This is a genomic window from Cellulomonas sp. (assembly GCF_015234515.1).
In the GTDB taxonomy this organism is placed as follows: domain Bacteria; phylum Actinomycetota; class Actinomycetes; order Actinomycetales; family Cellulomonadaceae; genus Cellulomonas.
This window is the reverse complement of sequence record NZ_JADGMY010000005.1, coordinates 14,268-33,607: the sequence shown is the minus strand read 5'-3', so window position 1 is coordinate 33,607 and position 19,340 is coordinate 14,268. Positions and strand designations below refer to the sequence as shown.

The 19,340-nt window shown below is 75.9% G+C and carries 16 protein-coding genes and 1 pseudogene; 11 read left to right on the top strand and 6 right to left on the bottom strand.

Going from position 1 to position 19,340, the window contains the following annotated elements; all coding sequences use genetic code 11:
* Positions 1 to 239: 239 nt before the first annotated feature.
* Complete coding sequence (locus IR158_RS01280; RefSeq protein ID WP_291808455.1) at positions 240 to 476, bottom strand: hypothetical protein; 237 nt, start codon at positions 474 to 476, stop codon at positions 240 to 242.
* Between the two features lie 156 nt (positions 477 to 632).
* Here IR158_RS01280 and IR158_RS01275 point away from each other — a divergent pair, with 156 nt between their 5' ends.
* The 8 genes from IR158_RS01275 to IR158_RS01240 all read left to right on the top strand — a co-directional run bounded on the left by IR158_RS01275 (position 633) and on the right by IR158_RS01240 (position 10,193).
* A complete protein-coding gene (locus IR158_RS01275; RefSeq protein WP_291808452.1) occupies positions 633 to 1,406 on the top strand; it encodes a BTAD domain-containing putative transcriptional regulator in 774 nt (257 codons plus the stop codon).
* 67 nt (positions 1,407 to 1,473) lie between these two features.
* Positions 1,474 to 2,403: a hypothetical protein gene (locus tag IR158_RS01270; protein WP_291808449.1), complete on the top strand. Its 930-nt coding sequence runs from the start codon at positions 1,474 to 1,476 to the stop codon at positions 2,401 to 2,403.
* Positions 2,400 to 2,927 carry a hypothetical protein gene (locus IR158_RS01265; protein WP_291808447.1) on the top strand — a complete coding sequence of 176 codons (528 nt, stop codon included), beginning with the start codon at positions 2,400 to 2,402 and terminating at the stop codon, positions 2,925 to 2,927. Before IR158_RS01270 ends, IR158_RS01265 begins: the two co-directional genes overlap by 4 nt.
* Entirely contained in the window at positions 2,924 to 3,496 is a 573-nt protein-coding gene (locus IR158_RS01260) for a hypothetical protein (protein ID WP_291808444.1), read from the top strand. Before IR158_RS01265 ends, IR158_RS01260 begins: the two co-directional genes overlap by 4 nt.
* Positions 3,496 to 3,957 carry a PASTA domain-containing protein gene (locus IR158_RS01255; RefSeq protein ID WP_291808442.1) on the top strand — a complete coding sequence of 154 codons (462 nt, stop codon included), beginning with the start codon at positions 3,496 to 3,498 and terminating at the stop codon, positions 3,955 to 3,957. Before IR158_RS01260 ends, IR158_RS01255 begins: the two co-directional genes overlap by 1 nt.
* Before the next feature lie 9 nt (positions 3,958 to 3,966).
* Entirely contained in the window at positions 3,967 to 7,812 is a 3,846-nt protein-coding gene (locus tag IR158_RS01250) for a S8 family serine peptidase (protein WP_291808441.1), read from the top strand.
* Complete coding sequence (locus IR158_RS01245; protein WP_291808440.1) at positions 7,809 to 9,641, top strand: M15 family metallopeptidase; 1,833 nt, start codon at positions 7,809 to 7,811, stop codon at positions 9,639 to 9,641. Before IR158_RS01250 ends, IR158_RS01245 begins: the two co-directional genes overlap by 4 nt.
* A 234-nt stretch (positions 9,642 to 9,875) precedes the next feature.
* Positions 9,876 to 10,193: a hypothetical protein gene (locus tag IR158_RS01240; protein WP_291808438.1), complete on the top strand. Its 318-nt coding sequence runs from the start codon at positions 9,876 to 9,878 to the stop codon at positions 10,191 to 10,193.
* A gap of 20 nt (positions 10,194 to 10,213) precedes the next feature.
* Here IR158_RS01240 and IR158_RS01235 read toward each other — a convergent pair whose 3' ends face one another.
* Together IR158_RS01235 and IR158_RS01230 are read right to left on the bottom strand one after the other, a co-directional pair.
* Complete coding sequence (locus IR158_RS01235; protein ID WP_291808436.1) at positions 10,214 to 11,944, bottom strand: sodium:proton antiporter; 1,731 nt, start codon at positions 11,942 to 11,944, stop codon at positions 10,214 to 10,216.
* A gap of 25 nt (positions 11,945 to 11,969) precedes the next feature.
* On the bottom strand, positions 11,970 to 13,361 hold the full coding sequence (locus tag IR158_RS01230; RefSeq protein WP_291808434.1) for an APC family permease: 1,392 nt from the start codon (positions 13,359 to 13,361) through the stop codon (positions 11,970 to 11,972).
* 257 nt (positions 13,362 to 13,618) lie between these two features.
* Here IR158_RS01230 and IR158_RS01225 point away from each other — a divergent pair, with 257 nt between their 5' ends.
* The 3 genes from IR158_RS01225 to IR158_RS01215 all read left to right on the top strand — a co-directional run bounded on the left by IR158_RS01225 (position 13,619) and on the right by IR158_RS01215 (position 15,899).
* Positions 13,619 to 13,963: a YtxH domain-containing protein gene (locus tag IR158_RS01225; protein WP_291808433.1), complete on the top strand. Its 345-nt coding sequence runs from the start codon at positions 13,619 to 13,621 to the stop codon at positions 13,961 to 13,963.
* Positions 13,964 to 14,040: 77 nt separating this feature from the next.
* Positions 14,041 to 14,541, top strand: a complete 501-nt coding sequence (locus IR158_RS01220; protein WP_291808431.1) for a gluconokinase — start codon at positions 14,041 to 14,043, stop codon at positions 14,539 to 14,541.
* A gap of 74 nt (positions 14,542 to 14,615) precedes the next feature.
* Positions 14,616 to 15,899, top strand: coding sequence for an MFS transporter (locus tag IR158_RS01215; RefSeq protein WP_291808429.1), 1,284 nt, complete (start codon positions 14,616 to 14,618; stop codon positions 15,897 to 15,899).
* 28 nt (positions 15,900 to 15,927) lie between these two features.
* Here the strand turns inward: IR158_RS01215 and IR158_RS01210 are convergent, their stop codons facing one another.
* From IR158_RS01210 to IR158_RS01200, 3 genes and pseudogenes are all read right to left on the bottom strand, one after another.
* Entirely contained in the window at positions 15,928 to 17,139 is a 1,212-nt protein-coding gene (locus tag IR158_RS01210; protein ID WP_291808427.1) for a Fic family protein, read from the bottom strand.
* A gap of 143 nt (positions 17,140 to 17,282) precedes the next feature.
* Positions 17,283 to 17,516, bottom strand: a pseudogene (locus tag IR158_RS01205) (hypothetical protein); the annotation flags it as partial.
* 87 nt (positions 17,517 to 17,603) lie between these two features.
* Positions 17,604 to 18,950: an MFS transporter gene (locus IR158_RS01200; RefSeq protein ID WP_291808426.1), complete on the bottom strand. Its 1,347-nt coding sequence runs from the start codon at positions 18,948 to 18,950 to the stop codon at positions 17,604 to 17,606.
* Between the last annotated feature and the right edge of the window lie 390 nt (positions 18,951 to 19,340).

Below are 19,340 nucleotides of genomic sequence, written 5' to 3'. Positions count from 1 at the left end.
CCGTCCGGGCGGGTGCCCGGGCCCTGCGCGCGCACCGGTGCCGTGCCGCGCCCGGCACGCCCGCGCTTCCGCCGCCCAGGGGCGCGCGGTTTCGTCCTTGACCGGCCCCCACCCCCCACCTAACGTGACAAACCGGACAGCGGCGGCATCCCGCCGGACGGGCGTGGCGCCGCCGTGACGACGCGGCCGTGGCCCGTCGGGCCCGTCCCGGTCGTCCGTCGTGGGGAGGCGTCATGGCGTCAGGGCCCGTGCTCGGCCGTGCCCTCGGGTGCACCGGGGTCGAGCGCGGCAGTGAGCTCCCGGGCGAGCGCCGCGCACAGGTCGTCGAGCGAACCCACGACGACGGACCGCGTGCGGCGCGGCCCGCCCTCGGGGTCGAGGACCAGCCGTGCGGCGATGGTGCCGTGCTGACTCCACGCGCGCACGACGACGACCATCGCGGTGCGCGGCGCGGGCTGCGCTCGGTCGGTGCTCATCGAGCGGGACGTTGCCACGCGCCCGTGGTCGCCGCGTCCTCCGGCCGTCGCCGCGGCGTCACCGCCGGGGACCGGGGGCCGGTGATGCGGCGTTGACGGCCGCACGACGCCCGTGCGCTAGGACGGTGGGGCTGGTCCAGGGGGGAGGGGAGCGCCATGTCGACGACGACGCCGCAGGGGGCGCCCCTGACCGAGCTGCGCCTGCTGGAGGGGTTCGAGCTGCGCGTCGGCGGCGAGCTGGCGTGCATCCCGCCGCACTCGCAGCGGGTGCTGGCGTTCCTCGCGGTGCAGGAGCGCTCGCGGCTGCGGCAGAACGTCGCGTTCAGCCTGTGGGCGGACTCGACCGAGGAACGTGCGCGCGCGAGCCTGCGGACCGCGCTGTGGAAGCTCAACCGGTACGGCGTGCTCGTGGCCCGCGGCCCGTACCTGGAGCTGCACCGCGGCGTCGACGTCGACCTGCACCGGCTGCTCGCGCAGGCGCTCCGCCTCGTCAACGGGGACGGCTCGGTGGCGGAGCCGGACCTGCTGCCCGGGACGCTCGTGGGTGACCTGCTGCCGGACTGGGACGAGGACTGGCTGCTCTTCGAACGCGAGCGCCTGCGGCAGCTGCGCATGCACGCGCTCGAGTCGCTCGCGGTGCGGCTGTCCGCGGCAGGCCGCCACGCCGAAGCCATCGACGCCGCGCAGGCGGCCGTGGCCGCCGAGCCGCTGCGGGAGAGCGCGCAGGCCACGCTCATCCGTGCGCACCTCGCCGAGGGCAACCCGTCGGAGGCGCGCCGCCAGTACGGGCTGTACCGCGTCCTGCTCGCGGACAGCCTCGGGCGGTCGCCCGGCGAGCAGCTGCAGCAGGTGATGCGGGCGGCGGCGCGCGAGATGCCGCGCGGACGCGGGCCCGCCGCCGCGACGACGGGTGGGCCTACGCGGCGTTGACGCGGCGGTGACGGGTCCCGGCGCACGGTAGGACCGCCCGGTGACCCAGCGACGGACGGCGACGGCCATGACCGACACCCAGTTCCCCCACCTGCGCGAGATGCTCGACGACCGGTGGTCCTCCCTGAGCGACTCCGAGCTGGAGTCCGCGTTCGAGTCCGCCCTCGGCGAGGGTGTCGGGCCGGCGGAGTACGAGGAGCTCTTCGGAGGGCTCGGCAGGGCGCTCGCGTCCGTGGCCCCGCACGTCGCACGCTTCGGCAAGGGTGCGCTCGCGGGTGCTGCCGGCGGCAGCGCCCTGGGCCCGTGGGGTGCCCTCGGCGGGGCGCTGGTCGGCGGCACCGGGTCGGTGCTCGCCGGGCAGCGGCGGGGCCCCGCACGGACCGCGGGGCGGGCCATCGGCTCCGTCGTCGGCGCCGCCGGCGGGTTGACCGGGCGCGGACCCGGGGGCGGTGCGGCGTCGCTGCTCACCGCGCTCGGCGGGGCGGGCGGCCCGGCCGCCGCGCTCGGCGGCGTGATGCGCCGCCCTGAGGTGACGGCGGCGCTGGCCGCGCTGGCACGCGGCACGAACCCGGCCGTGCCGGTGGGCGGGACGGCGGTCCCCGCGAGCCAGGTCGCCGGGCTGCTCGGTGCGCTGGCACGCGAGACCGAGGACTGGGCCGACGCGCTCGACGACGCCGCGGCGCAGGACGAGGACCCCGACCTGAGGGCGGCGCGCCTGCTCGCGCTGCTCGCCGCCGCCGCTGCGTCGGACGGCGAGTCCGACGACGCGTGGGCCGACGACGCGTGGGCCGACGACGCGTGGGCCGACGACGAGGCGTTCGTCGACGCGTGGGGTGACGACGAGGACGTCGTCGAGCTCGACGAGGTCGGTGTCCTCGACCTCGACGACGTCGGCGAGGACGTCGAGCTGGACGACACGTGGGAGGTCGACGAGGTGACCGTGCTCGACCTGCTCGACGAGGTCGACGCGGCACTGGTGGCCGGGGGTGCGTGGTGAGCGCGCCGACGGTCGACCCCGTGCTCGAGCTCGTCCGCTCCCGGCTCGCCGGTGACGGGCCCGCGGCCGCACCGGGCGCCGACGGGCCGGCCGGGGTGCTGGCCGCGCTGCTCGAGCAGCGCCAGACGCAGCTGGAGGCGGCGATCGCCGCGGACGGCGGTCCCGACGACGGCGCCGACGACACCGGGGGCATGGACGACGTCGTCGCCGGCCTGGCCGCCGCCGAGGACCTGGTCGCCCGGCTCACCGCGCGTGTCGGGGAGCTGCGCGCCGAGGTCGCCCGCACGGGTGAGCGCTGCGACCGGTTCGCCGCCGCCGTCGGGGCCTGCTCCGCGTGCTGGGGCGAGGACCCGGGGTGCCGCTGGTGCCGTGGTCGCGGCCGGCCGGGTGCGCTGGCACCCGACCCCGAGGAGTTCACGGCGTGGGTCGTCCCCGCGGTGCGTGCGCACGTCCGGCTCCGGGACCACCGGGTGCCGCAGGTCGGCGGCGGTCCTGTCGTCGTGAACCAGGAGGAGAACGCATGAACGGGTACAGCGACGACCTCGACGCCCTGCTGGAGGGCTTCGACGACGCCGAGATGGACGAGCGCCGCCGGCGTCGCACGGGCACCGTGCGCACGCCCCCGCGGCAGAGCAGCTTCGTGCCCCAGTCGGGTCCCAAGCCGGCGAGCCAGGGGCAGGTGCAGCAGACGGCACGGAGCCTGGACCAGAAGATCGAGACGCTCAGTGCTGCGGTCCGCACGCTGCAGTCGCAGACCGCGACCCTGTCGACAGGTCAGGACCGCCTGGCCACCGGGCTCCGCAAGGAGGCCGACGGCCGCAAGCGCAGCACCACCGCGCTCCAGGCGGACCTGCAGTCCACCAAGATGCTCTCGGCCATCCTGCCGATGATCAGCCAGAGCACGGAGACGGCGACCATCGAGGGCAAGGAGGTCAAGGTCGTCACCGCGTCCGACAACCAGATCGCGACGCTGCTGCCGCTCATGCTCCTCATGCAGCCGCCGACCTCGCCGGACGCGTCCACGGCCGCACGCGGGCCGTTCGGTGACCCGCTCGGGATGGTGCTGATGCTCAGCGTGCTGGGGAAGAAGTGATGGCCGCCCCGGCGCTCGTGCTCGGAGGCGCTCAGGCCGCGGGTACGTCGCAGTGGCAGGTGCCCGACGTCGTCGGCGCGCAGATCGAGGCCGCACGCACGGCGCTCGAGCCGTTCCGTCTGACGGTCCAGGAGGTCCGCGTCTACTCGCAGGCCCCGAAGGACGAGGTCGTCGCGACGCTGCCGGTGGCGGGCGAGGTGCTGCCCGAGCGTGGCCGGCTGGTGCTGCGGGTCTCGGCCGGGCTGCCACCCGGCGCCGTGGACGTCGGCGCGCTCGTCTCGCGGCTCGACGAGCGGCTGACGTCGCTCGACGGGCACGTGGCGTCGATCGACCAGCGGACGGGGACCATCGACGAGCGGACGGCGACGATCCAGCGGGGCGTGGCGGACCTCCTCAAGGCGACCAAGCCGCCGGCGGGAGCAGGGCGGGGCGGCGGCGCGTCCTCGTCCTCGGCGACGTAGCCCGGGATCGTGGACCCCGCGCTCGAGGACCTGCTCGAGGCGGGCCCGCCGCACGAGGAGGTCGCCGTCCTGCTGCGGGTCCGTGACCCGCGGCGGCCTCCCGCCGGCGTGCGCGTCGTCGCGTCGTTCGGCGACGTCGTCAGCGCGCGCGTGCGCAGGTCCGACCTCCTGGCCGTCCACGACGACGACGCCACGCTCAGCGAGAAGGCGCCACGGGCGTACGGGCCGGAGCTGCACGAGCCGTCGTCGCCCGAGGAGCTGGCGCTGCTCGCCGCTGCGCACGCCCTGCCCGGTGACGCCGCCGGACCGGTCCCCGACGGCCCGGCGGCGCCCACCGGCGCAGGCGTGGTGGTGGGGGTGCTCGACTGGGGCTTCGACGTCGCGCACCCGGCGCTGCGCGCACCGGACGGCACGACGCGCCTGCTGGCCCTGTGGGACCAGCGGCCGGCCGGACCCGGTGCACGCGATGCGCCACCGCAGCCGTACGGGTACGGGCGGCTGCTCGGGCGGGAGCGGATCGAGCGGGCGCTGGCCACGACCGACCCGTACCGGGCGCTGGGGTACCACCCGGCGGACCTCGACGCGGGCGGTGGCGCGCACGGCACGCACACGTCGTCGATCGTGGCGGGTCTGGCGCCGGACGCAGCGGTCGTCGCGGTCAACCTGGGGCGGCAGGCGACGCCCGGCGTGCCCCTCGGCTCGAGCAGCGAGCTGCTCGAGGCCGTCCGGCTCGTGCTCGACGTGGCGGGCGACCGCCCCTGCGTCCTGAACCTCAGCCTCGGGCGTCACGCGGGCGAGCACACGGGGCGCTCGCTCGTGGAGTCGGCGCTGGACACGGTCCTGGCGACCCGGCCGGGGACGGCCGTCGTGCAGAGCTGCGGCAACTACCACGACCGGCGCGCGCACGCCGGCGTCCTGCTGCGGGCGGGCGACAGCCGCACGCTGCGCATCGCGGTCGACCCGCGGGACCGCACGCCCAACGAGATCGACGTCTGGTACCCCGGGCGGGACCGGCTGCGCATCGAGCTCGTCAGCGACGACGGGCGGCACGGCGCCGTGGTGGCGCCGGGCGCGTCCGGCCGCGTCGTCGTCGCCGGCCGTGAGGTCGCGCGCGTGCGGCACCGGGAGCGCGACCCGGGCAACGGTGACCACCAGTGGCGTGCGGTCGTCGAGCCCGACCCCACGGTCCGCGCGTGGGACGTCGTGCTCACCGCGCAGGACGTCGTCGACGGGCGGGTGCACGCGTGGATCGAGCGCGACAGCGGCTGCACCGGGTGCCAGACGCGGTTCCAGGACGCCGACGCCGACCCACGCGTGACGCTCGGCAGCATCTGCAACGGCTACCTCACGCTGGCGGTCGGCGCCTACGACGCGCACGACCCGGCACGGCCCCCCGCCTCCTTCTCCAGCGACGGGCCGACGCGCGACGGTCGCGGCAAGCCCGACCTGGCGGCGCCGGGCGTGGCGGTGCTCGGCGCCCGGTCGACGCCGCGCGGCGACGCGCCGGGTGCCCGCACGACCCGCATGTCGGGCACCAGCATGGCGGCGCCGCACGTCACGGGGACCGTCGCGCTCATGTTCGAGGCGGCGGGACGGCCGCTGCTGGTGTCCGAGACCCGTGCGCTGCTGCTCGCCTCGTGCGAGCGGCCCGGGCCCGACGTACCGCCCGGGCGTCTCGGCGCCGGGTACCTCGACCCGGCGCGGGCGGTCGCCCTGACCCGTGCCGCCGTGCGCGCGACCGATGTCGCGCGGCGCGGTCCCCGTTCCACCGGCCCGTCCGAGGAGGACGCCATGACCCACCCCGACGTGTCAGCCCTCGACGGCGCAGCCGTGGACCTCGACGTGGCTGACGGCACGCTGCCCGACCCCGGCGGCCCCGGCCTTGACCCGTGGCCGGACGCCGAGGCCCTCGCCGCCCCGGCGTCCGGTGACTGCTGCGGCGGCTCGGACGACCTGCTCGCGGACGACCTGCCCGCCGGGGGGCCGTCCACGCCTCCCGGCCTCGCGTCGTTCGGACCGGCGCCGCTCACCGAGCCGTACGGGCCGGCGGCCGCGACGTCGCCGTGGTGGCACCGCGAGGCGCTCCACGCGCTCGGTGTCACGGCGCCGCCCGGCGACGCGGCCGACCTCTTCGACGCGTGGGTGCACGGCGGGGTCCCCGGGGACCGCGGGGACGGTGTGCTGCAGATCGTCGCCGCGCCGACGGCCGTGCTGGCCCGCCCGCTCGCCGTCGGGGACGTCGTCGTCGTGCGGCCCGCCGGTGTGCCGCACGCCGGGCTCAGCCTGGTCGTCGACCCGCGGCTCGTCCCGCTGCCCGGCGGCTACGGGGTCCGCACCGCCGCGGGGTCCACCCGGCGTCGCGAGCCCGTCCACGTCGTCGGGCGCGACGGGCGGGTGCCCGCTCACGTCCTGGTCCTGCGCGGGGGCACGCCCGGTGACGCGGAGAGCGTGCCGGGCCGCTGCCCGGACGTCGTCGTGCTGCCCCGCGACCGGCCGCGTGTCCTGGTGCGTGGCGCGGTGCACCCCGCGGTGCGGGAGGTGCAGCGCAAGCTCAACGCGTTCTCGCGGCACCGGGTCGCCGCCGGTGCGCCGGCCCTGCCGGGCACGCCGCTCGTCGAGGACTGCGTCCTCGGTGGCCGGACGGCGGACGCCGTCGTGGAGCTCCAGCGGGTGACGATGCCCGGACAGCCCCGCGAGCACGACGCGAAGGTCGGGCCGCACACGTGGGAGCAGCTCGACGCGGTCGCGGTGCCCGTGCCCGGCGGTCCGGCCGTCGTCACGGCAGCGCTCCGCCTCACCACCGACGGGTTCGGGCGCGCGCTGACGTGGGACGAGGTCGTCGGCCTCGACACCGCGACCGTCGACCTCGAGGTGACGGCGTCCGGCATGCCGGTCGCCACCATGCCCGGGACCGTCGTGGTCACGCTGGCCACGCGCCCGCCCAACCGTGCCGCCGGCGCCGCGACGGTGCTCGTGCCCGTGCCGGTCGAGCTGACGCGGCTGGCGCCCGAGGCCGCGCACCCCGGACGCAGCCGGTACACGCGCGCGGTCGCGCTGCCGGACGTCGGGCCGCTGTTGCAGGTGGAGCGCGCGCGCCCCGAGGTGGCGACGGTGGTCCGTGCCGGGGGCACGAGCGACGCGGCCCTGCGGACGGCGCTCGGCTGGGCACCGCGCGGCGCCGCCGACCAGCCGACGACGGCCGCCGCGGGCACGTCCACCGGCTCCGCGGCGCGCGAGGCACCGGACGCGATGGCGCTCCTGCGCGCGGGCGGCGTCGAGGTGCTCGACGCGCGGCTGGCACCCCGGCCGGGCTGGACGCCACCGGCGCCGGTCGCGCGGCTCGTCCGCAGCCCGGCGGACCTCGTCTACTACTCCGGGCACGGCCTGCGCTCGGGGAGGCTGGCGATCGACACCGAGTCGAAGCAGTGCCCCGAGCGCGGGACGTACGTCCAGTGGATCGGCCCCGCCGCGCTGGGGTGGCGCTCACCCATGGACGTCGACGTCCTGGTGCTCGCGGGGTGCTCGGTCCTGCACGTCGACGTGTCGACCTCGCCGCCGACCGGGCCGGGCCTCGAGTGGGCCACGCTGCTCACCGGCAGGGGAGGGCCCCTGGCCGCGCTCCTGGGCTACGGCGCGGCCGCGCCGTGCGACAGCCGTGGCGGCGACGACATCGCCACCGCCTTCGGGCGCCGCCTCGCGGCCGGCTCCCGCTCCTTCGTCACCGACTGGCTGGAGGTCAACATGGACGCCCGGGCGACGAACGCCGTGGCCGTCGACGCGCGCGGCTACTGGTGGATCGAGCGGACGTGGGGCGGCCTCGGCAGCCAGATCGCCGGACCGAGGTCGCTGCCGTGACCGGCGACCTGGCGACGACGCAGGTGCTGCCGGCCGAGGCGGTCGGCCCCTGCCCGGACGTGCCGGTGCCCCCGGAGGGGCGCCCGCGGCTGCTGCGGACCGGGGCCGTGCACCCCGCCGTGCGCGACGTGCAGCGTCGGCTCAACGCGCTGGCCGTGCCCGGCACGCCGCTGACCGAGGACTGCGTCCTCGGCCCCCGAACCGCCGCGGCCGTGCGCGCCTTCCAGGTGGTGGCGATGCCGACGACCCCAGCGGACCACGACGGCGTCGTCGGACCGCGCACGTGGGCGGCGCTCGACGCGGCGGCCGCGCCGGGGCGTGTGCCGCCGCGGCCGGTCCCACCCGCGCCACCCGGGCCGCCGCCACCCGCGCCGTCGCCACCCGGACCCGTGCCCGCGGTCGGTGCGGCGGCGGGCCGCCGCGAGGTCGCGACGGTCGCCCTCCTGCGCGCGCACGGCGGCGCCCCGCCCGACCTCGTGCTGCGCTGGACGGCGCTGCCCGCAGGGGCGACCCGCGTCGACGTCGTCGTGCACCTGCACGGGTACTCCGGGCAGCGCGCCGCGATGCGCCTCGCGGACAAGGAGCGGATCGCCGGCCTCGACTGGCAGGACCCCGTCACCGGCACCCCCGGCCGCGCCACCGCCACGCTGGCCGTGCTGCCACGGGGTCGATGGTTCGGTGGTGCCGGCGGCGACGGCTTCGACTTCCCCGCGCTGGCACGTCCCGGCGCGTTGGACGACCTGGTGCAGGTGGCCGTGCGTGAGCTGGCGTCGGCCACGGGCCTGCCCGGCCTGACCCGCGGACGACTCGTCCTGACCGCGCACTCCGGGGGCGGCGCGGCGGTCGAGCGGGTGCTCGCCGCCGGCGCCGACCCCGACGAGATCCACCTGTTCGACACGACGTACGGCACGCCGACGCAGGTCCGTGCGTGGGCAGCCCGGCACGTGGCCCGCGACGGCACCGGGACGCCGCCCGCGTCCGCGCTGCGGGTGCTCTGGCACCGGCACCCTCAGGTGACCGGGCACGCGACGGCGTTCGCGGCGGCCCTGGCGTCCGTCGTCCCGGTGGCGGTGCGCCGCTGGTACCGGGTGGAGGAGACGACGGTCGAGCACGGCCTGATCCCCCGGACGTTCGGGTGGCGGCTGCTCGCGGACGCCGGAGCCGACGTCGTCGACGCCGCGGGACGCCCGCTGCCCGGCAGGCCCGGACCGCCCGTCCCGGCGCCTGCACCCCCCGCCCCTGCACCCCCTGCGCCCGTGCCGCCCGGCCCGCCCCCGGCCGCGGGCCGGGCCCGCACGACGGCCGAGCTGCGCGCCGCGTGGGCCGCGTACCGCTGCGCCGACGCGCTCATGGTGCGCGTGCGGGTGCTGAGCCACACCACACCCGTCAACCCGCTCGCGGTCGACGCGTACGCCGCGCTCGACGCCGCGCTGCGCGCCACCGGCTACCGGGCCCGTCGCACGTGGGCCTACACGTGCCGCAGCATCGCCGGCACGACCGTGGCCTCGCTGCACAGCTACGGAACGGCGGTCGACGTGGACCCGGCGTGGAACCCGCACCGGCTGCGGACGACCGCACCGGTCCGGTTCGCGACGGCCGCGACGGTCGAGCAGCGCGCCGCCGAGGTCGCGGCCGGCACCGCCGACACGGTCCTCACTCCCGAGCAGGTCGCGGCGGTCGAGGCGGTCCGCACGCGCGAGGGGCACCGGGTGTGGGCGTGGGGCGGCCGGTGGCGCACGTCGCACGACTCGATGCACTTCCAGGTCGACGCGACGCCCGCGGAGCTCGCCGCGGGCATCGACCCGGCGACGGTCCCGACGCCGCCGTGAGCGTCGGCGGGCCCGCCCGTCGCTGGTGCCGTGGCGGCAGGGTGCCGTTACGGCAGCGGACGCGGGTCCGGGTCGGGTGACGCGCGGTCGTCGCGCACGGCGGACCCGGACCACACGTCACCGTTCGGGGCGAGCTCGGCGGACGTGTCGAGCAGGTCACTCGTCCAGGTGAGTCTGCAGGCAACTCGCCGTGGGAGGGGTGCGCCCCGTGGGTGATCTGTCTATTTTGCCCGGATGGCGACCATCGTCGACCGCCGCGGACAGGGCCGTCCCCGGCGTGCGACCGCGCACCACGCGCGTGACCCCGGGTGGGTGCGCCCGCCGCAGCACACGCGCTCCGGCGGCACCACGGCACGGCACGGCACCGCCCGCCGCGGGCACGTCGTCCGCGACGTGGCGCTCGCGCTGCTGACGACGGCCGCCGCCGTGGGCGTCGTCGCCGGGCTCCTGCACGACGACCCAGCCGCGCAGGCGTCGGTGCTGGAGCTCCTGCACGGCGCCGAGGCGACCGTGCGCGCCTGGCTCGCCGACCTGCCCCGCCCGGGCCTCTGACGCCGGGAGCCGGGCGCCGGTCACGACCGCAGCTCGAGCCCGATCTGCACGGCGTCGAGCTCCGCCAGCGCGCGCCCCAGCGCCGCCGACGGGTACGTGCCGAGGTCGCGCAGGTGCAGCAGCTCGGCACGCTGTGCCTGCAGGACGAGCACCTGCAGCCGCAGGTCGGTGGCCCGGTCGCGCGCGGCCAGCTCGGCATCCTCCTCGGCCGCCGTGTCGAGCGCGATCACCCGCTCGCGCACCTGCTCGATCGCGGACGGCGGGTACGGCGTGCCGTCGGGCTGCCGCAGGCGCGGGTCGTCGAGGCGTTCGACCGCGGCCCGCCGCAGCTCACCGTGCAGCGCGGCGAGCGCCTCGCCGTCGTCCTCCTCGCGGCCGGTCAGGTCCAGGCGTCGCACGACCCACGGCAGCGTGGCGCCCTGGACGAGCAGCGTGCCGGCCGCGACGACGAACGCGACCAGGACGAGGAGCGACCGCTGGGGGGTGTCCGACGGCAGGGACTGCGCCGCTGCCAGCGTCACGACGCCCCGCATGCCCGCCCAGACCAGCACGACCCCCTCGCGCGGCCCGAACCGCTCGGCCGTCAGGTAGTCGATGTCGGCGATGCGCCGGCGCACGCGCCTGCGTGCCTCGGGGCCCTGCGCGGGCTTGCGCCCGGCGCGGCCGCGCCGCCCGGCGGCCGGTGGTGACACCGCCTCGCCCGCGTCCAGGCGCGCCTGGGCGTGCGTCAACCAGTCCCGCACCTGCGGGGTGCGGTCGGCCCGGCGCGAGAGCTCCCACACCGACCACGCGACGAACACGGACCGCAGCGCGACGACGAGCGTCGCGGTGACCGCGCCGAGCCCGAGAGCCGTCCACACGCTGCCGTGCGCGTGCTCCACGTCCTCCACCAGGGCGAACACCTCGAGGCCCATGACGAGGAACACCGCACCCTCGAGCAGCAGCTCGATCGTGCGCCACACCGCGTGCTCGGTGACGCGGTCCCGGGCCCGCAGCGCGCGCGGCGCGGCCGACCCGGTGACCAGTCCCGCGGTCACCGCCGCGACGAGCCCCGAGGCGCCCAGGTGCTCCGCGGGCAGGAACGCCACGAACGGCACGACGAACGACAGCGCGACGTTCGACGTCGTCTGGCTCAGGTGGCCGCGTGCCCAGACGTGCAGGCGTCCCACGACGTACCCGACGAGGACCGCGACGACCACGGCGTACACGAAGTCCCCGGCGACGCCCCACAGCGACACCGTGCCGGCCGTCGCGACGATCGCCGAGCGCAGCAGCACCAGCGCGGACGCGTCGTTGAGCAGCGACTCGCCCTCCAGCACGGTGACGATGCGCGGTGAGACGCCGGCCTTGCGGACGATCGACGTCGCGACCGCGTCGGTGGGGCTGACGACGGCGCCGACCGCGATGCCGGTCGCCAGGCCCATCCCCGGCACGAGCCCGTCCAGGACGAACCCGACGACGACCGCGGACACCACCACCAGCACGACGGAGAACGCGGAGATCGTCCGCAGGTCCCGCCGGAAGTCCATGGTCGGCATGTTGGTGGCCGACGAGTACAGCAGGGGCGGCAGCACGACGGCGAGGATCAGCTCGGGCTCGACCTCGATCGCCGGAACGAACGGCAGCAGGCTCACACCCATGCCGATGAGCACGAGCAGCAGCGGCGCGGCGACCCCCACACGGGGGGCGAACGACGTGACGGCCACGATCACCAGGACGGCGAGGACGGCGAACACGACCGGGTCGTCCATGCATCACCTCACGGCAGGGCCCTGGTCAGGACGACTCGGTCGCGGCGGAGGCGTCGATCGCCTCCGCCTGCCGGGCGGGTCCGACGAACAGCCGGTTGACGACGTACAGCACGACGCCGATGCCGAGCAGCAGCCCGGCGCGCGCGTACACGTCGAACGACCGTCCCGTGAGCGGGGACGCCAGGACGAGCGACACGACCGCACCCAGGACGGGCGCCCACGTAGGTGCCCGGAAGCCGCGCGGGCCGTCGCCGTCGATCCGGGCGTCGCGGTCCTCCGGGCGTCGCCGCAGCACGAGCACCGAGACGTTGACCACGGCGAAGACGAGCAGCAGGAGCAGCACGGTGGTGTCCGCGAGGCCCGACAGGTCGCCCGTGCTGACGAGGGTGAGCGCGACGACGGTCGTGAAGGCGATCGCCACCCAGGGCGTCCGGCGGCGGCGGTCCACGCGGCCCAGCCACCCCGGCACGATGCCCTCGCGCGACATCCCGTAGACCACGCGGGACGCCATGATCATGTTGATGAGCGCGGTGTTCGACACCGCGACGAGCGCGATGACCGCGAACAGCCACGGCGGGAACACCAGGCCCGCGACCCGCACCACCTCCAGCAGCGGGCCGGTGGACTCGGCGAGCGTCGCGGTGTCCACCAGCATCGACGTCGTGAACGCGACCGCGAGGTAGATCACGCCGGCGACGAGGATGCCGCCGAACAGCGCGCGCGGGAAGTCGCTGCGCGGGTGCTGGCACTCCTCGGCCAGGTTGACGGAGTCCTCGAACCCGAGCAGGGCGTAGAAGGCCAGGGCGGTGCCGCCCAGCACGGCCATCCACACCGGTCCGTCGCTGCTGAGCGTCATGGCCCTGCCCGGGTCGCCCTCGCCGGACAGGAACGCGCGCGCGCCGATGACGAGGATCACGGCGAGGCCCGTCACCTCGATCACCGTCAGCGCGAGGTTCACGCGCACGGACTCCGAGACGCCGACGGCGTTGACCACGGCGATGACCAGCACGAAGACCCAGGCGGCGACGAGCGTGGGGACGGTGACCAGCTCGGCCAGGTAGTCACCGCCGAAGGCCCGTGCCGCCGCGCTCGCGCTCGTGATGCCGCTCATGAGCACGGCGAACGCCACGAGGAACGTCACGAAGGGCCGCCCGAACGCGCGCTGCGCGTACACCGCGGCCCCGGCGGCGCGGGGGTAGCGGCCGACGAGCTCGGCGTACGCGGTGGCCGTCAGCGCCGCGAGCCCGAACGCGAGGACGAACGGGATCCAGATGGCACCGCCGACCTGTCCGGCGACCTTGCCGGTGAGCGCGTAGATGCCGGCGCCGAGGATGTCGCCGATGACGAAGACCAGCAGCATCCGGCGGCCGACCGAGCGCTTGAGCGCCGGGGTGGGGGCGGGCGAGGTGGCGACCATGGCAGCCTCCGGGTCAGCCGGCCGGGCGGCCGGTCTGCTCGTCAGTCTTGCGCCGCCCTGCCGTCGCCGCGCGTCGAGGCCGGGGCCCGGCGCCCACGGCGCTCACCGCGCGGGCGGACCGTCGCGGCCCTACGCTCGGTGCCTCCGGCGACGTGGCCCGGTGGGGCGACGACCCGCTGCCGCACCGGTCCGCCCGCCCGCCCTCGTACGACCACACGACCACCGGTCCGCAGCGGCCGGTGCGAAGGAGGACACCCATGAAGGGCAAGCTCACGTTCGTGCTCGGCGCCGGGGTCGGCTACCTGCTGGGTACCCGCGCCGGCCGTCAGCAGTTCGAGAAGATCAAGACCTGGGCGTCGGACACGTGGAACGACCCCCGCGTGCAGGGCTACGTCCACGACGCCGAGCGGGCGACCACGGAGTTCGCGAAGACGCAGGGCGGCGCCCTGAAGGACAAGGCGGTGTCGACGGCGAAGTCGAGGTTCTCCGGCTCGTCGGACGAGTCGGACGGCGAGCGGTCGTACGACACGTCGTCGTGGGAGCCGACCGACGGCCCGCTGGTCGACGCCGACGACGCCAACCCGGAGACCCGTCGCGCCTGACGCACCCGCCGGCCGGGACCCCGCGCGTGCGCCGGGTCCCGGCCGGCCCCGGGCTCCGGGGATGGCAGGGTAGGCGCGTGGACGTCGAGCACGTGGTGGTCATGGGTGTGTCGGGAACCGGCAAGTCGACCGTGGGGCAGGCGGTGGCCGACCGGCTCGCCCGCCCGTTCCTCGAGGGTGACGACCTGCACCCGGAGGTCAACGTCGCCAAGATGACCGCCGGGACCCCCCTCGACGACGACGACCGGTGGCCCTGGCTGCAGATCGTGCGCGACGCCATGAGCGCCCACGCGGCGGCCGGCACCTCCACGGTGGTCGCGTGCTCCGCGCTGCGCCGTGCCTACCGCGACGTGCTGAGCGAGGCGCACGGGCGCGTGCGCTTCGTGCTGCTCGACGTGCCCGCCGACGCCCTGCGCGAGCGGATCACGCTCCGCAGCGGTCACTGGATGCCCCCGAGCCTGCTCGAGTCCCAGCTCGCGACCCTCGAGCCCCTCGGCCCGGACGAGGACGGCGTGGTCGTGCCCGTCGCGGGTCCGGCCGACCGCGTCGTCGCGGACGCGCTCGCCGCGCTCGTCTGACGGCCCCGGCCGCCCCGGGCCCGCAGGCCGTTCCCGCCCGCGGGCGGTTGCCCCGAGCAACGTAGGGTGCTGCGGTGCGTTCGCTGCTCGTCGACCTGACCCCGGTGCGGGTCAGCCCCGCGTTCCGCCGCCTGTGGCTGGGCCTGTCGGTCGCGAACCTGGGGTCGCAGCTGACCGTCGTCGCGGTGGGGCTGCAGGTCTACGCGCTGACCGCGTCCACGCTGGCCGTCGGCGTGCTCGGGATCTGCGCGCTCGTGCCGCTGATCGTGTTCGGCCTGTACGGCGGTGCGCTCGTCGACCACTACGACCGCCGGAAGGTCGCCGTCGTCGCGTCCGTCGTGTCCTGGGTGGCCGTGCTCGCGCTCGTCGCGCAGGCCACGGTCGGCAACGAGCACGTGGGCGTGCTGTACGCCCTCGTGGCGGTGCAGTCGGCCGCGGGTGCCGTGAACTCGCCCGCGCGGTCGGCGATCATCCCGCGGCTGCTCGAGGCGCGCCTCATGCCCGCGGCCAACGCGCTGCAGACCATGGGCTGGAACGTCGCGCTGACGGTGGGCCCGCTGACCGGGGCCGCCCTCGTGGCGGGCATCGGGTACGTGTGGGCGTACGCCGTGGACGCCGTGCTGTTCACGTTCGCGCTCGCGGCGCTGCTGCGGCTCCCGCCCGTCCCGCCCGAGCCGTCCGACGACCGCCGCCGGCGCCTCGGCCTGGGGTCCGTGGTCGACGGCCTGCGCTACCTCGGCACGCAGCCGAACGTGCGGATGACGTTCCTCGTGGACGTCGTCGCGATGGTGACCGCCATGCCGCGCGTGCTGTTCCCCGCCGTGGGTGTCCTCTACCTCGGCGGCGGCGAGACGACCACGGGCGTCCTGACCGCTGCGATCGCCGCCGGCGGCATCCTCGCGGGCCTGTTCTCCGGTGGTCTGGCGCGCGTGCGCTGGCAGGGACGCGTCATCGCCGGCGCGATCACAGCGTGGGGCCTGTCGATCGTCGCCTTCGGGGCCGTCCTCGTCACCGCCGGCCGCACGACGCCCGACGGCGTGCTGCCGGTCGCGCTGGCGCTCGCGGTGGTGACGCTCGCGCTGGCCGGGGCGTCGGACGCGGTCTCGTCGGTGTTCCGGCAGACCATCCTGCAGACCGCGACCCCCGACCACATGCGCGGCCGCCTGCAGGGCGTGTTCGTCGTCGTCGTCGCGGGCGGCCCGCGCCTGGGCGAGCTGGTGCTCGGCGCCCTGTCGACGCGCGTGGGCGAGGGTGGTGCGGCGGTGATCGGCGGGGCCGCGTGCGTCGTGCTGCTGTGGGTTCTGGTGCGGGCGCAGCGCACGTTCTGGGACTACGACGCGCGCCACCCGACGCCCTGACGGGGGGTGCCGGGCTGGGTCGCCCGGGTCAGGGCGCCCGGTGCGGGCCAGGGTGCCCCAGCGGAAGCGTGCAGGGGACGTGTCTGCGCGGGAGCAGGTGGCCGCACCGTTCGCCGCCGTACCGACGTCTCGGGACCGCGGGCGGTGGCGGCAAGGTGACGGTCGCAGGGCCGGGGACGTACGCGTCCATCAGTGCCAGGACGTCGCCCGCCTGGTAGACGTGCTGCCGCTTGAAGCGGTGCCCGGCGCGCTGGACGACGCCGACCCGGACCAGCTCGGTGAGCGCGGTGTTGGCGGTCACGCGGGACACCCCGAGGCGGTCCTGCACGAGACCTGGGGTGACGACCGGCTGCTCGACCAGCAGGTCGAGGAGCCGGTGGACGCTGGAGTCGGTCCGCAGCCGCTCGACATACGGCGTCCACCGCGCGTGGACCGCCGCCACCTCGTCGATCATGTCGCCCGCGATCCGCGCGGCGTCGGTCACCATGTCGAGCATCGTGCGCAGGTACGCATGCCTGGCCTCCGCCGCGGTACCCGCACCGCTCGCACCTGGCCGGTACGCGGTGAGGGCGGCGACGTACGCCTCGACGTCGTCGCGCAGGACGAGGGAGAGCGGCAGGACGCCCTGGTCGACGAGCCCTGCACGTGCGAGGACGGCGTGGAAGAGTGCCCGGCCCGTGCGGCCGTTGCCGTCCTCGTAGGGGTGGATGGTCTCGAACTGCGCGTGGACGAGGAGAGCGGCCACGAGCGGGGGGTCGCCCGTCGTCGCCACGTAACGGAGCAGGTCCGCCATGAGGTCGGGCACCTCGTCGTGCGGCGGTGCGACGTACGACACGGTGAGCGGCGTCCGCCCTCCGACGTACACCTGGTCGGTGCGGTACCGGCCCTGCGACTCGCGCGGCAGGAGCGTCGCATGGATCGCGTGGATGTCCTCATGGGTCCAGGTCGCGCTCCGCAGCGCGGCGATCCCCGACGCCATCGCATCGATGTTCCTCAGCACGTCCCGTGCCGTGCCGGGCGTGCCCTCGACATCGGCGAGCCGGGCCGCCATGACGTTGCGTGGGGTCTCGCGCAAGCCCTCGATCCACGAGGAGGCGAGCGACTCGGAGCGCAGAAGCGTCGCGAACAGCAGAGGCACCGGCCTGCCGCGCAGGCGCTGTCCCAGGGTGGCCACGGCCGTGGACGCGTCCGTGACGAGCTCGCTCACGTCAGGGCTCACCACGCTCCGCTCGGTCGGCATGGGATCGGGGTGGTACCTGAGGTAGGTACCACCGGTCCTCTCGCGTCGGGTGAGGCCCTGGAAGTCGGGCTGCACGGTCACGCGCTCCCAGCGGCCCACGGGCGGTGCTCCTCACGGATCGGTACGTCGTCGTCGCGTGAAGATTAGCAAATCAACATATGCTTATCGATAGACCACGGCCGCGGCACGTTGCGCAGGTTCGACCGCGCCGTCGCCACGACCTCGCCGAGCCCGCCGCCGAGGACCTCCGTCCTCATCGCCGCGGTGAACCCCGTGACCTGCTTGCGCGTGATCTTCGGCGGGATCGACCGTGCTCGGGGGTCCGTCACCAGGTCGATCAGCGCCGGGCCGTCGTGGGCGAACGCCTGCCGCAGGGCGGGCGGACCTGCGTCGGGTCCGGTGACGGGTGCGGGTGCGGGTGCACCGCATCGTGTGCCGTGGCGTACGGCCGCGCACCCGCAGCGTCAGTCGGTGCTGTCGCCGCGGGGGCCGGTGGTGCGGTCGGTCGCGAGCTCGCACGCCGCGACGGCCGCGCCCGCGGTCGCGCTGGGCGGCTCGTCCTCGATCGAGCGGGCGTCCCGTGCCGCGGCCCGCGACGTGGCGGGCGCGTCGGTGCGTCGCGTCGCGTGGCGGCGCAGCGCGGGCAGTGCGGCGAGCGTCGCGACGAGCGCGGCGACACCGGAGACGACCACGACCAGGAACCCCGCGTGCGACCCGGCGGCGTCGATGCGGCTGCCCGCGACGGACGACCCGGCGGCGACGCCGATGCTCAGGCCGGTCCCGACCCAGGTCAGGCCCTCGGTGAGCCGGCCGGGGGGCACGACCTCGGCGACGAGCGCGTTGCCGTTGATGATGGACGGCGCGATCGCGAACCCGACGACGAACATCGCCGCGGCGAGCACCCACAGGGACTGCGCGAGGAAGAAGACGCAGACCCCCAGGGCCAGCGCGACGACGCCGATGGCGAACCGCCGGTGCAGCGGCGAGACCCAGTGCCGCGCGCCGTAGAGCAGCCCGGAGATGAGGGACCCGAGCGCGAAGACGGCGAGGATCACGCCCGCGAGCTCCTTGCGCCCGGACTCCTCGGCGAACGCGACGGTCGCGACGTCGGTGGCACCGAAGATCGCCCCGATGGCGACGAAGACCAGGACGATGCCGATCATGGCGGGCCGCAGCAGCACGCTGCCGCGCGGGCGCGGCTCGTGCGCGGGCGCCGTGGGCGGCTCGGTGTCGCGCAGCGAGAGGAACGCGAGCCCTCCGACGACCATCGCGACGACCGGGACGATCAGCCCTGCGACGGGTGACACGCTCGTCGCCAGGACCGTCGCCGCGACGGGTCCGACGACGAAGACGAGCTCGTCGGCCGCGGACTCCAGCGAGTACGCCGTGTGCACACGGCGCGGGTCGTCGCCGAGCGCGTGGTTCCACCGTGCCCGCACGAGCGACCCGAACGACCCGATGGTCGCCCCGACCAGCACGGCGGTCACGTAGAGCCAGGCGGTGGGGGCGCGCAGCGACGCGGCGACGACGAGCGCGACCAGGCTCAGGGCCGACAGGACGATCGCCGGACGCATGACACGCGCCTGGCCGTGCCGGTCGACGAGGCGCGCGAGCTGCGGTCCGCCGACGGCCTGGGCGATCACGACCGCCGCGGACACGCGCCCGGCCAGGCCGTACGAGTCGTACAGCGCCGAGACCATGAGGACGATGCCGATGCCGACCATCGACATGGGCAGTCGGGCGACGAGGCCGGTGGCCGAGAACGCGAGTGCGCCAGGACGCGCGAGGACGTCCCGGTAGGGCTGGAGCATGGCTCCACTGTCGCATCCGCGACGGACATCGTCCGCCCGAGGTGCGCATCGGGCGTCGGTCCGCGGGGTGCGTCGGCCCGGCGTCTCCACCGGGGGCCAACAAGGGCCGCCCAAAAGCGCCTGAATCACTCAGCAACGACACCGCGTGCTTTTCAGGAGAAGATGTGTTGAGCCGGGGCGAAACGGACTTCTGAACGGACGTCCAGTTCATCCGCATTTGGTGAGATTAACGTCACATCTTTCGCTGACCTGCGGCGTCGTCATCGGGCTGCAATTCCTGCGGTGACCTGCGGGCGCGTCGGATTTGTACCCCAGCGACCTGGACATATGTCCGATCCGTCGTTTCGATCCGGAAGGTCTGAAGTGGTTCTCAACGGCCGGGCCGGGCTG

Bases quoted from the DNA above. Each gene is read 5' to 3' on its own strand.
- IR158_RS01240 (WP_291808438.1), top strand. From the start codon at position 9,876: ATGGCGACCATCGTCGACCGCCGCGGACAGGGCCGTCCCCGGCGTGCG.
- IR158_RS01210 (WP_291808427.1), bottom strand. From the start codon at position 17,139: ATGCCGACCGAGCGGAGCGTGGTGAGCCCTGACGTGAGCGAGCTCGTC.
- IR158_RS01275 (WP_291808452.1), top strand. From the start codon at position 633: ATGTCGACGACGACGCCGCAGGGGGCGCCCCTGACCGAGCTGCGCCTG.
- IR158_RS01280 (WP_291808455.1), bottom strand. From the start codon at position 476: ATGAGCACCGACCGAGCGCAGCCCGCGCCGCGCACCGCGATGGTCGTC.
- IR158_RS01200 (WP_291808426.1), bottom strand. From the start codon at position 18,950: ATGCTCCAGCCCTACCGGGACGTCCTCGCGCGTCCTGGCGCACTCGCG.
- IR158_RS01225 (WP_291808433.1), top strand. From the start codon at position 13,619: ATGAAGGGCAAGCTCACGTTCGTGCTCGGCGCCGGGGTCGGCTACCTG.
- IR158_RS01255 (WP_291808442.1), top strand. From the start codon at position 3,496: ATGGCCGCCCCGGCGCTCGTGCTCGGAGGCGCTCAGGCCGCGGGTACG.
- IR158_RS01230 (WP_291808434.1), bottom strand. From the start codon at position 13,361: ATGGTCGCCACCTCGCCCGCCCCCACCCCGGCGCTCAAGCGCTCGGTC.
- IR158_RS01235 (WP_291808436.1), bottom strand. From the start codon at position 11,944: ATGGACGACCCGGTCGTGTTCGCCGTCCTCGCCGTCCTGGTGATCGTG.
- IR158_RS01260 (WP_291808444.1), top strand. From the start codon at position 2,924: ATGAACGGGTACAGCGACGACCTCGACGCCCTGCTGGAGGGCTTCGAC.
- IR158_RS01270 (WP_291808449.1), top strand. From the start codon at position 1,474: ATGACCGACACCCAGTTCCCCCACCTGCGCGAGATGCTCGACGACCGG.